Annotated in this window: 10 protein-coding genes; 7 read left to right on the top strand and 3 right to left on the bottom strand. The window is 70.3% G+C overall.

Features of this window, described 5'->3' with window-relative positions:
• Positions 1-71 precede the first annotated feature (71 nt).
• Both ASD66_RS08665 and ASD66_RS08670 read right to left on the bottom strand, forming a co-directional pair.
• Positions 72-2,246, bottom strand: a complete 2,175-nt coding sequence (locus ASD66_RS08665; protein ID WP_235530013.1) for an alpha/beta hydrolase — start codon at positions 2,244-2,246, stop codon at positions 72-74.
• The gene (locus ASD66_RS08670; protein ID WP_056890720.1) at positions 2,246-3,331 is read right to left on the bottom strand and encodes a class I SAM-dependent methyltransferase; all 1,086 of its coding nucleotides are present in this window, start codon (positions 3,329-3,331) and stop codon (positions 2,246-2,248) included. The genes ASD66_RS08665 and ASD66_RS08670 overlap by 1 nt, the downstream gene beginning before the upstream one ends.
• Positions 3,332-3,600: 269 nt before the next feature.
• On the opposite strand from ASD66_RS08670, the gene ASD66_RS08675 reads away from it, so the two are divergent.
• From ASD66_RS08675 to ASD66_RS08690, 4 genes are all read left to right on the top strand, one after another.
• The gene (locus ASD66_RS08675) at positions 3,601-6,327 is read left to right on the top strand and encodes an ATP-binding protein (RefSeq protein WP_056890721.1); all 2,727 of its coding nucleotides are present in this window, start codon (positions 3,601-3,603) and stop codon (positions 6,325-6,327) included.
• A 109-nt stretch (positions 6,328-6,436) separates the two neighbouring features.
• Positions 6,437-7,915, top strand: a complete 1,479-nt coding sequence (locus ASD66_RS08680; protein ID WP_056676203.1) for a DNA-3-methyladenine glycosylase 2 — start codon at positions 6,437-6,439, stop codon at positions 7,913-7,915.
• Between the two features lie 13 nt (positions 7,916-7,928).
• Complete coding sequence (locus ASD66_RS08685; RefSeq protein ID WP_321163500.1) at positions 7,929-8,399, top strand: methylated-DNA--[protein]-cysteine S-methyltransferase; 471 nt, start codon at positions 7,929-7,931, stop codon at positions 8,397-8,399.
• Positions 8,399-9,124: an SGNH/GDSL hydrolase family protein gene (locus tag ASD66_RS08690; RefSeq protein ID WP_082599415.1), complete on the top strand. Its 726-nt coding sequence runs from the start codon at positions 8,399-8,401 to the stop codon at positions 9,122-9,124. Before ASD66_RS08685 ends, ASD66_RS08690 begins: the two co-directional genes overlap by 1 nt.
• Positions 9,125-9,258: 134 nt before the next feature.
• On the opposite strand, the gene ASD66_RS08695 is transcribed toward ASD66_RS08690, so the two are convergent.
• The gene (locus ASD66_RS08695; RefSeq protein WP_056676208.1) at positions 9,259-9,981 is read right to left on the bottom strand and encodes an IclR family transcriptional regulator; all 723 of its coding nucleotides are present in this window, start codon (positions 9,979-9,981) and stop codon (positions 9,259-9,261) included.
• 90 nt (positions 9,982-10,071) lie between these two features.
• Between ASD66_RS08695 and leuC the strand changes: the two genes are divergently transcribed.
• The 3 genes from leuC to ASD66_RS08710 form a co-directional block, all read left to right on the top strand.
• The gene (leuC, locus tag ASD66_RS08700; RefSeq protein ID WP_056676211.1) at positions 10,072-11,502 is read left to right on the top strand and encodes a 3-isopropylmalate dehydratase large subunit; all 1,431 of its coding nucleotides are present in this window, start codon (positions 10,072-10,074) and stop codon (positions 11,500-11,502) included.
• 5 nt (positions 11,503-11,507) lie between these two features.
• Positions 11,508-12,107 carry a 3-isopropylmalate dehydratase small subunit gene (gene leuD / locus ASD66_RS08705; RefSeq protein ID WP_056890723.1) on the top strand — a complete coding sequence of 200 codons (600 nt, stop codon included), beginning with the start codon at positions 11,508-11,510 and terminating at the stop codon, positions 12,105-12,107.
• A 249-nt stretch (positions 12,108-12,356) separates the two neighbouring features.
• The coding region (locus tag ASD66_RS08710) for an HU family DNA-binding protein (RefSeq protein WP_056891409.1) at positions 12,357-12,797 on the top strand (441 nt) is incomplete at its 3' end.

Here is a 12,797-nt window from a genome sequence, read left to right on the forward strand (position 1 = left end):
CGTGAGTTCTCGAATTCACGACGGGTCAACGAGAACTGGCGACAGGTCAACGAGAACTGGCGACAGGTCGGTCAGAGGAGCTCGGCGAGCATTGCGGCGGCCCGCGCGGCACCGTCGGACTCCACCGGCAGCACGTGCGGCTCGACCAGCAGCTCCTTGACGATCGCCTCTGCCAGGAAGCCCGGATCGGACGCCTCGCCGTACGACAGGTGCCGGCCCGCGCCGTACCTCTCCAGGCGGTGCCGGACGTGGAAGTTCTGCTCGAAGTGGTGCTCCAGCGGGACGTAGAGGAACGGGGTCCGGGCCGAGGCCAGCTCCATGCACGTGGTCAGGCCGCCCTGGACCACGGCGACGTCGGCGGCGGCCAGATGCTCGTGGAGTCGCGGCAGGTAGCCGCGAACCCGTACTCCGGTGCGGCGGGGGAGCGAGGCGGGGTCGATCCGCGGCCCGCAGACCACGAGGAACCGCAGCTCGGGCAGCAGTCGCCGGGCCAGTGGCGCCGCGTCCAGGACCCGTTGCAGCAAGGGTCCACCGACGCCGGAGCCGCCGACCGTCACCACGCACAGCTTGTGCTCCGGCCGGTAGCCCAGCGATCGCCTCAGCCGCTCGGTCTCCGGCCGGGTCGGTGCCTCGAATCCCGTCACGTAGCCCGCGAAGTCGAAGTTCTGCTCGGTCCACTCACGGATCCTCGGCAGGCCCGGACCGAACGCACCGTCGACGATGTCGGAGGGGTTGCCGACGAACACCGACCGGTCGCGCAGCTGTCGGAACCTGGCCCGCTGCTCGATCATCTCCGCGTTGTGGTCGCTGGTCAGGCGGGCCTCCTCCTCGCCACCGTCCGGCATCGGCAACCACCCCACGAAGTCCGTCATCCAGGCGTAGGCGAACCGCTTGCGCTCAGGGTTCTCGTGGAGGAAGTGGTCGACGTCCCACGCCTCGTCGCCGACCACGAGGTCGTAGTGCTCCTCACCCACGACGTCGTCGAAGACCATGAAGTTGTTGACCAGGATCTCGTCCATCCGGCGGATGGTGCGGAAGGCATGGAGGTCGTGCTCGCCGGCCTCCTCCTCGATGTGGGTCGACTCGTTGAGCAGCCACTGCGAGGCCGGGTGGATGCGTTCGCCGGCGGCCTCGAGAACCGTCGTGACGGGATGCTGGGCCAGCCAGTCGACCTGCAGGCCGGGGCAGCATCGGCGGAGCTCCTCGGCGATGGCGACGTCGCGCCGGGCGTGACCGAGCCCGATCGGCGAGCTCAGGTAGAGCACCCGGCGCGGCCGGTCGAGCGCGCGCTGCCACGTACGTCGTACAGGCGGACGGCCGAGCCCTTCGACGAACGCGCGGACCATCGTGTTGACCAGCACGGGCTGCCGGCCCGGCGGACCGTGGCCCACGCCTTCCAGAAGGGTGAACGAGCCACCCGTGAGCTCGGCCAGCCGCTTCCCGACACCCCACGGCCGGATCCGGTCATGGTCGCCGTGCACCACGGCGACCGGACAGGTGACCCGGGCGCAGACCGGCTCCAGCGGCTCGTTGACCGCGCCCTCCAGCCCCAGGCGCCCGGCGGTCGTGTCGCAGAGGCCCTGTGCGGTGATGTCGGCGGACCACAGCAGGCAGTCCTCGATCTGCTTGGTGGAATGCGGCTCCGAGAACATCTGCTCGAAGAAGAAACGGCGGAAGCCGTCGTAGTCGCCCTCCAGCCAGATGTGCTTGTTGTACGCCGCCCACCCGTCGGTCGTGTCGTGCCGCTGGTCCCAGGCGAACCGTTCGCGGGCGGGGTCGGCCACCGCCAACCCGCACGACGGGGCGATCGCGAACAGGCCACGGACCCGCTCGGGATGGTCGGCCGCCACGTGCACCGACCAGGTCACGGCACACGACAGGGCGACCAGAACGGCGGAGTCCGTGTCGGTGGCGTCCATCACCGCGACCGTGTCGGCGGCGTACTCGAGGTTCGCGTACGCCGCCGCGCCCGACGGCCGCCCGGAGCGTCCGCTCCCGCGACCGTCGAAGGTGACCACCCGGAAATGCCGCGCCAGGTATGGGATCTGCAGCTTCCAGAACCTCGACGGGATGATCGACCAGGTGGGCATCAGCAGCACCGTGACCGGCCCGTCGCCGTACACCTCCCAGGCGAGGGACACCCCGTCCCTCACCACGGTTCCGGTCCGGTCGGGTGACCGGGCACGGCGCTGCTCCTGCACCATCTCCCCATCGTGCTCCCGCACGAGCGGGCCTGCCAGACCCATCAGGGCCGCACCTCGTACACCTTGTTGAACGGCGTCTCGGCGGCCACCCGGAACTGCGTGAACCCGGCGGTGGTCACGACGTCCCTGATCCGGGCCGGGCCGGCCTGGGCACCGAGTCCGAGACCGACGTCCTGGGCCAGCGACGACGGCGTGCACAGCAGGGTCGAGAAGCCGTAGTAGGCGCGGCCGACCGGGTTGAGGTTGTCCTCGACGTGGTCGCCGGCGGCCGGTTCGACGATCATCCAGGTGCCGTCGTCCTTGATGGTGCGCCGGATGTTGCGGGCCGCCCCCACGGGGTCACCCATGTCGTGCAGGCAGTCGAACGTGGTGACGAGGTCGAAGCCACCGTCCACGGCCCGCGCGTCGTCGGTGACGAAGGAGACCCGGTCGCCGACACCGGCGTCCTCGGCCCGCGAGCGGGCGGTCTCGATCGACCCGGCGTGGTAGTCGGAGCCGACGAAGCTCGATCTGGGGAACGCCTGGGCCATCAGGATCGTCGAGGCGCCGTGCCCGCAACCGATGTCGGCGACGGTCGCTCCGGCCTCCAGACGCGGTACGACGCCCTCGAGTGCGGGCAACCAGGCGCCGACGAGGTTGGCGACGTACCCCGGGCGGAAGAACCGCTCGCACCCGACGTGCACGTCGCCGTTGTGCTCGCCCCAGCCGAAGCCGTCGCCGTTGCGCGCGGCCTCGACGATCAGGTGCGCGTCGCGGATCGAGCCGTGCGCGGTCTGGAACAGCCCCGGGAGGTACGCCGGACTCTCACTGTCGGTCATCGCCACCGCCTGTTCGGGCGGGAGCGTGTAGCGCCCGGTGTCGGGGTCGTAGGTGACGTAGGCGCCGGCGGCCTGGCAGTTGAGCCACTCGCGGGCGTAGTGCGGCTCCGTGCCGGTGCGCTCGGCCAGCTCGGCCGCGGTGGTCGGCCCGTGATCGGCGAGGCTCCGGTAGTAGCCGAGCTGGTCGCCCATCACGACGAGGGCGCCGTTGAGGCCGGCGCCCACCTCCTCGACGGCGCGGAAGACGAAGGCCATCAGCTTGTCGGGGTCGACGGCGGTGCTGGCGGGGGTCTGGTCGATGGTGCTCATGTCGGTGCTCCTCCGGTGGTGGATGTGCCGACCACAGTGACGCCGGACGTGGCCGCTCCGAATCCGGTGACCCACCTAGCGAGTGATTCCAAGGGGAAGTGCCGGGCGCGCGATGCCCCGCATCCCGACCGGCGGCGTTGTCCTCGACTCGACGGGACTCCGTCCCGCCTTCGCTCGTCCGCCTTGCCGGATCGGGCGCGGATGCACCGCTCGCTGATCCGGCACCCCTTGGAATCACTCGCTAGCGTTGGTGTCCGTACGATCAGAAGATGCTGGTCGGGCGCGACGCCGAGATCCTGGCCCTGGACAGGCTGGTCGGCGGCGCCCGGATCCAGCAGAGCGGCGTACTCGTCGTGACGGGCGAGCCGGGGATCGGCAAGTCGACGCTGCTGCGCAACCTGGCCGACAAGGCCGAGTCGGTGCGCATCCTGAAGGCTGACGGGGTGGAGTCGGAGAGCGGTCTCGCGTTCGCGGGACTGCACCAGCTCCTGCTGCCGTTGCTCGACCTGCTCCCGGCCCTGCCGGGTCCCCAGGCCACGGCCCTGGAGGTGGCGTTGGCACTGCGCGAGGGTACGGCGGGGGACAGGTTCGCGGTCGGTGCAGCCACCCTGGGACTGCTCAGCCGTTGTGCGGAGGAGGAGCCCCTGCTCCTGCTCGTCGACGACGCCCACTTCTTCGACCATCCCTCGGCGGAGGCCCTCGTCTTCGCCAGCCGCCGACTGATGGCCGACCCGATCGCGGTCGTGGTGGCGACGCGACCCACCACGGGCACACCGGTCTTCGACTCCGACCTTCCACGCCTGGAGCTCGAAGGGCTGCCGCCCGAGTCCGTGGCGCGGCTGCTCGCCGACTCCGCGAACGCTCCCGTGGCACCCGACACCGTCGCCCGGGTGCACCGGGCTACCGCGGGGAACCCGCTCGCCGTCGTGGAGCTGGCGGAGGAGGTCGATGCGATCGACCGGTTGGCGCCGACCACGCCCCTGACCGTGCCGGACCGGCTGCTGGGTGAGTTCGGACGGCGGGTCCTCGCCCTGCCCGCCCGCACGAGGACGGCGCTCCTGATCGCCTCGATCGCCGAAGCCGACGCCGCCGTGGTCGGTCGTGCGCTCACTGAGCTGGGCACGAGCATCGGTGACCTGACCGCCGCGGAGGAGGTCGGACTCGTCGCCCTCTCGTCCGGCGGCATCACGTTCCGCCATCCGCTCGTGCGCTCCAGTGCCTATGGGGCCGCCTCGCCGGCAGAGCGGAGGAGTGCCCATCTGGCTGTCGCGCACTCCCAGCCCCAGTCGGACCCCGACCGGAGGGCCTGGCATCTCAGCGAGACCGTGATCGGCGTCGACGAACACGTCGGTGACCTGCTGGCCGAGGTGGGCAGCCGGGCGGCCGGCCGGGGCGCCCACTCGGTCGCGGCCACGGCGTACGAGCGGGCAGCGGCACTGAGCGGGAGCGTGCGGGCGACGGCTCAGCGACTGCTCCTTGCGGGGGAGGCGGCGTGGCTGGCCGGGCAGTTGGCTCGGGCAGAGACCCTGCTCGAGCACGCCTCCGAGGTGGCTCCGGGCTCGGAGCTGGGTGCCGCGGTGGACGGTGTGCGCGGCAACCTGGAGATGCGGGCCGGCTCGCTCGATCTGGCCGGGACGCTCCTGCGTCGGGCCAGCCTCGCCCTCGCCGTCACCGACCCCGATGCGGCCGCGATGCTGGCTGCCGACCAGATCAACGCGTGCTTCCTTTTGGGCGCGACCGCGGAGGGACTTGCCGCAGCCACCCGGCTCGAGGCGCTCCTGGACTCGGTGACGTCGACGTACGTCGGAGTGCGTGGCCGGATGACGATCGGCATGGCGCGGGTGCTCGCCGGTGAGCCGGGCATCGAGCTGATCCGCTCGGCGGTCGAGGAGCTGGAGCAGGGCACCTGGTGGAGCGACGACCTGCGTCGCCCCGGGTGGATGGTGTTGGGCTCCTTGTTCCTGCGTGAGTCGAGCACCGGACGGGACCTGGTCGACCACGTCGTGCAGGAGCTGCGCGACAGGTGTGCGTTGGGGACGCTGCCCACCCTGCTCTTCCACGTGGCCCGCGACCACGCCACCACCGACCGGTGGTCGAGTGCCCTGGCGGTCTACCACGAGGCGGTGGCGCTGGCCCGTGAGTCGGGGCAGACCACCGACCTGGCGATGTCGCTGGCCGGTCGCGCCTGGCTGTCGGCCCGGATGGGGCAGGCGGACGACTGCCGTCGTGACGCCGACGAGGCCAGCACACTGGCCGATGGACACGGCATTGCGTTGGCGCGTGCCTGGGCGTTGTCCGCGCTGGGAGACCTCGCCCTCGGGGCCGGGCGCGCCCACGAGGCGCTCGGCCACTTCGAGGCGCTCGAGTCCCTGTTGTCGCGGATCGGCTTGCTGGACGTCGACCTGTCCCCGGGACCAGAACGGGCCGAAGCGCTGGTCCGGCTCGGTCGGGCGGCCGAGGCCGGGGAGATCGCCGCCGTGTATCGGTCCCGGGCGCTGGCGAAGGGGCAACCGTGGGCGATCGCGCGTGCGGAGCGCACCTTGGCGCTGCTGGCAGGGGGCGGGGCGTCCGTACACTTCGACGCGGCGCTGTCCCTGCACGACGGCAGCCCCGACCTCTTCGAGCGAGCCAGGACCCAACTGGCGGTGGGGTCCTGGCACCGCCGGTCTCGGCGCAGGGTGGCCGCGCGGCCGGTCCTTCGGGAGGCGCTGGCGACGTTCGAGGAGCTGGGTGCCGGGCCGTGGGCCGAGCAGGCAGCGGCCGAGCTCGAGGCCACGGGGGAGCAGCCACATCGTCGCGGAGACCGGAGCATCGACCTGCTCACCCCGCAGGAGCTGCAGATCGCCGGTCTGCTCGGCGCCGGCCGCACCACCCGTGAAGCGGCGGCGGCGTTGTTCCTCAGCCCGAAGACCGTGGAGTACCACCTGCGGCACGTCTACATGAAGCTCGGCATCCACACGCGGGCCGAGCTCCGTTCACACATCGACCTGTCGTGAGTTCTGATCGACCCGTCGTGAGTTCTGCTCGACCCGTCGCGAGCTCGCTCCCGATGGCCGTGTCTGATTTCCGCTAGAACGGGCTTCGTGGGTGCGGCAGGATGGAGCCATGTTCACCGACACCGAGGCCTGCTACCGGGCCGTGAAGAGCAAGGACCGCCGCTTCGACGGGGTGTTCTACACGGCGGTGCACACGACCGGCATCTACTGCCGCCCCTCGTGCCCGGCGCGCACCCCGGCCTCGAAGAACGTCTCGTTCTTCCCGACCGCCGCCGCTGCACAGTCGGCGGGCTTCCGGGCCTGCAAGCGCTGCCTTCCCGATGCCACTCCGGGCAGTCCTGACTGGGATGTCGCCGCCGACGTGGCCGGTCGCGCGATGCGTCTCATCGCCGACGGCGTGGTCGACCGCGACGGCGTCGAGGGGCTCGCCACGTCGCTGGGATACACCTCGCGACACCTGACCCGCATCCTCAACGCCGAGCTCGGTGCCGGCCCCCTCGCCCTGGCCAGGGCCCGCCGCGCGCAGACCGCGCGGATCCTCGTCGAGACGACGACGATGACGTTCGCGGACGTCGCGTTCGCCGCCGGGTTCTCCAGCATCCGCCAGTTCAACGACACGATCCGCGAGGTCTATGCGTCGTCGCCGACCGACCTGCGCGGTCGTCGTACGCCCTCCCGCGGAGCGGCCGGACAGCTGTCGATGCGGTTGGCCGTGCGTACGCCGTTCGCGGGACGCGCGTTGCTCGACTTCCTTGCCCTGCGAGCGATTCCGGGCGTCGAGGCGGTCGGCGACGGGTGGTATGCCCGGGCGCTGGCGTTGCCCTACGGACCCGGCACCGTGCACCTCGAGCTCGACGACGCCGTCGACGAGGGAGGCATCGCGCTGGTGTCGGCGACGTTCCGGTTGGCCGACCTGCGCGACACGTCAGCTGCCGTCGAGCGCGTCCGCCGGCTGCTCGACGCCGACTGCGACCCGATGGCGGTCGCTGACCAACTGGTCGAGGACCCGCTGGTCGGTGCCCTGGTCCGCGCGTTGCCCGGACTCCGGGTGCCCGGTCACGTCGACGGCGACGAGATCGCCGTCCGCGCGGTCCTGGGCCAGCAGGTGAGTGTCGCCGGGGCCCGAACCGTGGCCGGCCGACTGGCCGCGGCCCACGGTGTGCCGCTGCCCGACGAGCTGGGGTCCGACGGACTCACGACCCTGTTCCCGACGGCCACTGCGTTGGCGGCGCTCGATCCCGAGGACCTGCCGATGCCCCGCGCCCGGGGTCGAGCGCTCACCGAACTGTGCGCTTCCCTGGCCGACGGCCGGGTGAGCCTCGACCGCCGGGCCGACCGCGCCGACGTACGCCGTGGGCTCCTGGCCGTGCCCGGCATCGGGCCGTGGACGGCCGACTACATAGCGATGCGGGCGTTGGGCGATCCCGACGTGTTCCTGCCTACCGACGTGGCCGTGCGCCATGCGCTGGCCGGCCTCGGCGCCGACCCGAAGGACGCCGACGGCATCGCGGAACCATGGCGCCCGTGGCGCTCCTATGCACTGATGTACCTGTGGCGTTCGCTCGCCCACCCAGAGGAGATGAACTGACATGTGGACCCTGATGGATTCGCCCGTGGGCGAGCTGCGCATCATCGAACGCGAGGGCGCGGTGTCGGCGATCGAGTTCTCGCCGTTCCGCCAGCCCAGTGACGGGCGACCTCTCGGTGCCCGCGATGACGACCACCCGGTGCTCGTCGAGACGATCCGGCAGCTGACGGCGTACTTCGCTCGCGACCTGACCGACTTCGACCTTCCCCTGGCCCCGCACGGCACCGAGTTCCAGCAGCGGGTCTGGAAGGAGCTCCAGCTGATCCCGCACGGAGAGACCGCGTCGTACGGTCAGATCGCGCATCGCCTGGGCCACACGAACGCGGCATCGCGCGCGGTCGGTCTGGCCAACGGGCGCAACCCGATCCCGATTGTCATCCCGTGCCATCGGGTGATCGGTGCGGACGGCTCGCTCACCGGCTACGCCGGGGGAGTGGAGCGCAAGCAGACGCTGCTCGACATCGAGCAGGAGGCCCTCTTCTGATGGGGGCTGTCCGGCTGCTGCTCGTGCCCCTGTCCCTGGTCGCCGGTGCGGTCGGACTCGTCGCCGTGCAGGGCGTCAGCGCCCGGCGCACCATCGAGCGACTGCCCGAGGCCGACGGTCTCGAGGACACCCGTGGTCCTTTCTCCGGTGCACCGCTGCATCTGGTGGTGCTCGGTGACTCCGTGGCTGCCGGTGTCGGGATCGCCCACCACGACGCCACGCTCGCGGGTCGGCTGGCCGTCCTGCTCTCGGACGGTCACGCCGTACGACGCGCGGTGGTGGCGCAGTCAGGCCTGACCGCGGGCGGTGTGCTCGACCTGGTCGATTCACGTGCGCCGGAGCTCGCCTCCGCCGACGTCGTGGTGCTGTCGGTGGGTGTCAACGATGCGAAGGGGCTGCACTCCACGCGACGCTGGCGCGCTGAGCTCACTGCCCTGCTCGACGCCCTCAGCCGTACGGCGCCGCGCGCCCAGGTCGTGCTCCTCGGGGTGCCGGACATGTCGATGTTCACGCGTCTGCCGCGACCGCTGCGTTCGGTGATGGGCCTGCGTTCACGGGCACTCGACCGCGCCGGACGGTCGATCGTGTCGTCGTACCCGAGCGTTCAGCACCTGCCCCTGAACGGTCCCGCCTTCGACGTCGAGAGGCCGTTCGCCTCTGACGGGTTCCATCCGTCCGAGGCCGTGCACGCGGCCTTCGCCGACGAGATCCACCGCCTGTTGTGAGCCAGTCTGCTGGCACTCTCGAGCTGGCCTACAGGGTGATGCTCGAGTGTCGCGGTGGCGGCACAGTCATCAAGAACCCACGGTTCGAAGCGCAACAATCCACGGCTCGCGCATCAAGAATGCACGGTTCGTGGTCACTCGGCGGCGGCGCGGCGGAGTGACTCGGAGAGCCGCTCGGCGGCGGCAATGACAGCGGGTGCGTGCATCCGGCCGGGCTGACGGGAAAGCCGCTCGAGCGGGCCGGAGACGGACACCGCCGCGATGATCTTGCCGCTGGGGGAGCGCACCGGTGCGGAGACCGAGGCCACCCCCTGCTCGCGCTCGCCGACCGACTGCGCCCAGCCTCGGCGCCGGATGCCCGAGAGGGCGGTGGCGGAGTACGCCGCGTTCTGCAGGCCGCGGTGCATGCGCTCGGGGTCCTCCCAGGCCAGCAGCACCTGGGCGGCGGAACCCGCGCGCATGGTCAGCTGCGAGCCGACCGGGATGGTGTCGCGCAGGCCGCTGGGACGCTCGGCGGCAGCGACGCAGACGCGGTGCTCACCCTGACGGCGCCACAGCTGTGCGGACTCGCCGGTGATGTCGCGCAGGCGGGCCAGGACCGGACCGGCCGCGGCGAGCAGGCGGTCCTCGCCGGCGGCGGCGGAGAGCTCGGCCAGGCGCGGTCCGAGGACGAAGCGGCCCTGCATGTCGCGGGCCACCAGGCGGTGGTGTTCGAGGGCCACGGCCAGGCGGTGCGCCGTCGGTCGTGCCAGCCCTGTGCCTGCGACCAGTCCCGCAAGGGTGGCCGGGCCGGCCTCCAGTGCGGCGAGCACCAGGGCGGCTTTGTCGAGAACGCCGACTCCGCTAGAGTTGTCCATATGGCAATACTGCCGTCTCAGATCATGGGATGCAAGAGCTAGTCTCTGTGACCTGAGGAACGTCGCTCGAGAAAGTCGTGGAGGGAAGTCATGGGCAAGACCCTGTCGGAGAAGGTGTGGGACGAGCATGTCGTCCGCAGTGCTGAAGGAGAACCCGACCTCCTCTTCATCGACCTCCACCTCATTCACGAAGTCACCTCGCCGCAGGCCTTCGACGGTCTCCGTCTCGCTGGCCGCAAGGTGCGTCGCCCCGACCTGACCCTGGCCACCGAGGACCACAACGTCCCGACCATCGACTGGGACAAGCCGATCGCCGACCCGGTCTCCAAAACCCAGGTCGACACCCTGCGCAAGAACGCCGAGGAGTTCGGCGTACGCCTGCACCCGCTCGGCGACATCGAGCAGGGCATCGTGCACGTGGTCGGTCCGCAGCTCGGGCTGACCCAGCCCGGCATGACCATCGTGTGCGGCGACTCGCACACCAGCACCCACGGCGCGTTCGGCGCCATCGCGTTCGGCATCGGTACGTCGGAGGTCGAGCACGTGCTGGCCACCCAGACGCTGATGCAGGCCAAGCCGAAGACGATGGCCGTGACCATCAACGGCTCGCTGCCCGAGGGCGTCACCGCCAAGGACATGGTGCTCACCCTGATCACGCACACCGGCACCGGTGGTGGCCAGGGCTACATCGTCGAATACCGCGGCCAGGCCATCGAGGAGCTCTCGATGGAGGGCCGCATGACGGTCTGCAACATGTCGATCGAGTGGGGTGCCAAGGCCGGCCTGATCGCCCCTGACCAGACCACCTTCGACTACATCGAGGGCAAGCCCGAGGCCCCCAAGGGTGCCGACTGGGACGCCGCGGTCGCGCACTGGAAGACCCTGGTCACCGACGACGACGCGGAGTTCGACAAGGAGATCGTGCTCGACGCCTCCGAGATGACGCCGTTCGTCACGTGGGGCACGAACCCCGGCCAGGGCGTGCCGCTGGGCGGCAACGTCCCGATCCCCGCGGAGTTCGAGGAAGAGCAGGACCGCGTCGCCGCCGAGAACGCCCTCAAGTACATGGGCCTCGAGGCCGGTACGCCGATGCGCGAGGTCCACGTCGACACCGTGTTCGTCGGCTCGTGCACCAACGGTCGCATCGAGGACCTCCGCCTCGCCGCCGAGATCATCAAGGGCCACAAGGTCGCCGACGGCACCCGTCTGCTCGTCGTGCCCGGCTCGGTGCGGGTGCGCCTGCAGGCCCAGGAAGAAGGGCTCGACAAGGTATTCATCGAGGCCGGCGCAGAGTGGCGCGGAGCTGGTTGCTCCATGTGCCTGGGCATGAACCCCGACCAGTTGACCCCGGGTGAGCGCAGCGCGTCGACGTCCAACCGCAACTTCGAGGGACGTCAGGGCAAGGGCGGTCGCACGCACCTCGTGTCGATCCCCGTCGCCGCTGCCACCGCCGTACGCGGCACGCTGTCTTCCCCCGCCGACCTGGTCTCCGCAAGCGCGACCGCCGGAAAGGACGCCTGAGCATCATGGACAAGTTCACCACCCACACCGGTGTCGCCGTACCGCTCAAGCGCAGCAACGTCGACACCGACCAGATCATCCCCGCGGTCTACCTGAAGCGGGTGACCCGCACCGGCTTCGAGGACGGCCTCTTCGCGGCCTGGCGCAACGACCCCGACTTCGTGCTGAACAAGCCGGAGTACGCCGAGGCGTCGGTGCTGGTCGCCGGACCCGACTTCGGCACCGGCTCGTCGCGTGAGCACGCGGTGTGGGCCCTGCAGAACTACGGGTTCAGGGCCGTCATCTCCTCGCGCTTCGCCGACATCTTCCGCGGCAACTCCGGCAAGGCCGGACTGTTGGCGGCGCAGGTCGACGAGAAGGTCGTGCAGAAGATCTGGGACCACCTCGCCGAGCACCCGGGCACGACGGTCACCGTCGACCTCGAGAGCCGCACCGTGAGGGCCGGAGAAGGGCCTGACGCGATCGAGGATTCCTTCGACATCGACGACTACACGCGCTACCGGCTGCTCAACGGGCTCGACGACATCGGCATCACGCTGTCGAACGAGGTCGACATCGCGGCATACGAATCAAATCGTCCTGCGTGGAAGCCGGCGACTCTTTGAGAGCCTCTACTTCTGACTGATTGACCGCGAATCCCTTGCCTGGCAAGGGATTCGCGCATTTCACGACTTCTCCTCGGAACCCAATTCCACACCGGACAAGGGAAATGGTGGTCTGGACCGCGAATTTCCCGTAAAGGAATTCGGTCGAAAACGCGCCGTGGTCATTGTGAGTTGAGCCACGAATGCCTAGCGTGCATGGGAGATGTCGGGCAGGAGCTCGGCCGGATTGGTTCATTGGAAGGGAAGCTAGTGAACAAGACTCAGCTCATCGACACCCTGGCCGCACGCTACGAGGGCAACCGGAAGGCCGCCGCCCACGCGCTGGAGTCCGTCCTGGACACCATCACCCGTGAGGTCGCCAAGGGGGAGAAGGTCGCCATCACGGGCTTCGGCTCGTTCGAGAAGAAGATCCGCGAGGCGCGCACGGTGCGGAACCCGCGCACCGGCGAGAAGATGCGGGCCAAGAAGAAGGCGATCCCGAAGTTCACCCCGGGTGCCGACCTCAAGGCCGTGATCTCCGGTGCGAAGAAGCTGCCGAAGCTCACCCTGGCCAAGGCGACTGCACCGGCCAAGAAGGCGGCCAGTGCAGCAGGTGCAGCCACCAAGGCCGCAGCCAAGAAGGCGCCCGCGAAGAAGGCGCCGGCGAAGAAGGCCACGAAGGCTGCTGCTCCGGCGAAGACGACGGCGACC

This window comes from Nocardioides sp. Root151 (assembly GCF_001427925.1).
In the GTDB taxonomy this organism is placed as follows: Bacteria; Actinomycetota; Actinomycetes; order Propionibacteriales; family Nocardioidaceae; genus Nocardioides.

Coding starts and splice junctions, on each gene's coding strand:
- ASD66_RS08670 (WP_056890720.1), bottom strand. CDS start 3,331: ATGAGCACCATCGACCAGACCCCCGCCAGCACCGCCGTCGACCCCGAC.
- ASD66_RS08690 (WP_082599415.1), top strand. CDS start 8,399: ATGGGGGCTGTCCGGCTGCTGCTCGTGCCCCTGTCCCTGGTCGCCGGT.
- leuD (WP_056890723.1), top strand. CDS start 11,508: ATGGACAAGTTCACCACCCACACCGGTGTCGCCGTACCGCTCAAGCGC.
- ASD66_RS08665 (WP_235530013.1), bottom strand. CDS start 2,246: ATGGGTCTGGCAGGCCCGCTCGTGCGGGAGCACGATGGGGAGATGGTG.
- ASD66_RS08685 (WP_321163500.1), top strand. CDS start 7,929: ATGGATTCGCCCGTGGGCGAGCTGCGCATCATCGAACGCGAGGGCGCG.
- leuC (WP_056676211.1), top strand. CDS start 10,072: ATGGGCAAGACCCTGTCGGAGAAGGTGTGGGACGAGCATGTCGTCCGC.
- ASD66_RS08695 (WP_056676208.1), bottom strand. CDS start 9,981: ATGGACAACTCTAGCGGAGTCGGCGTTCTCGACAAAGCCGCCCTGGTG.
- ASD66_RS08680 (WP_056676203.1), top strand. CDS start 6,437: ATGTTCACCGACACCGAGGCCTGCTACCGGGCCGTGAAGAGCAAGGAC.
- ASD66_RS08675 (WP_056890721.1), top strand. CDS start 3,601: ATGCTGGTCGGGCGCGACGCCGAGATCCTGGCCCTGGACAGGCTGGTC.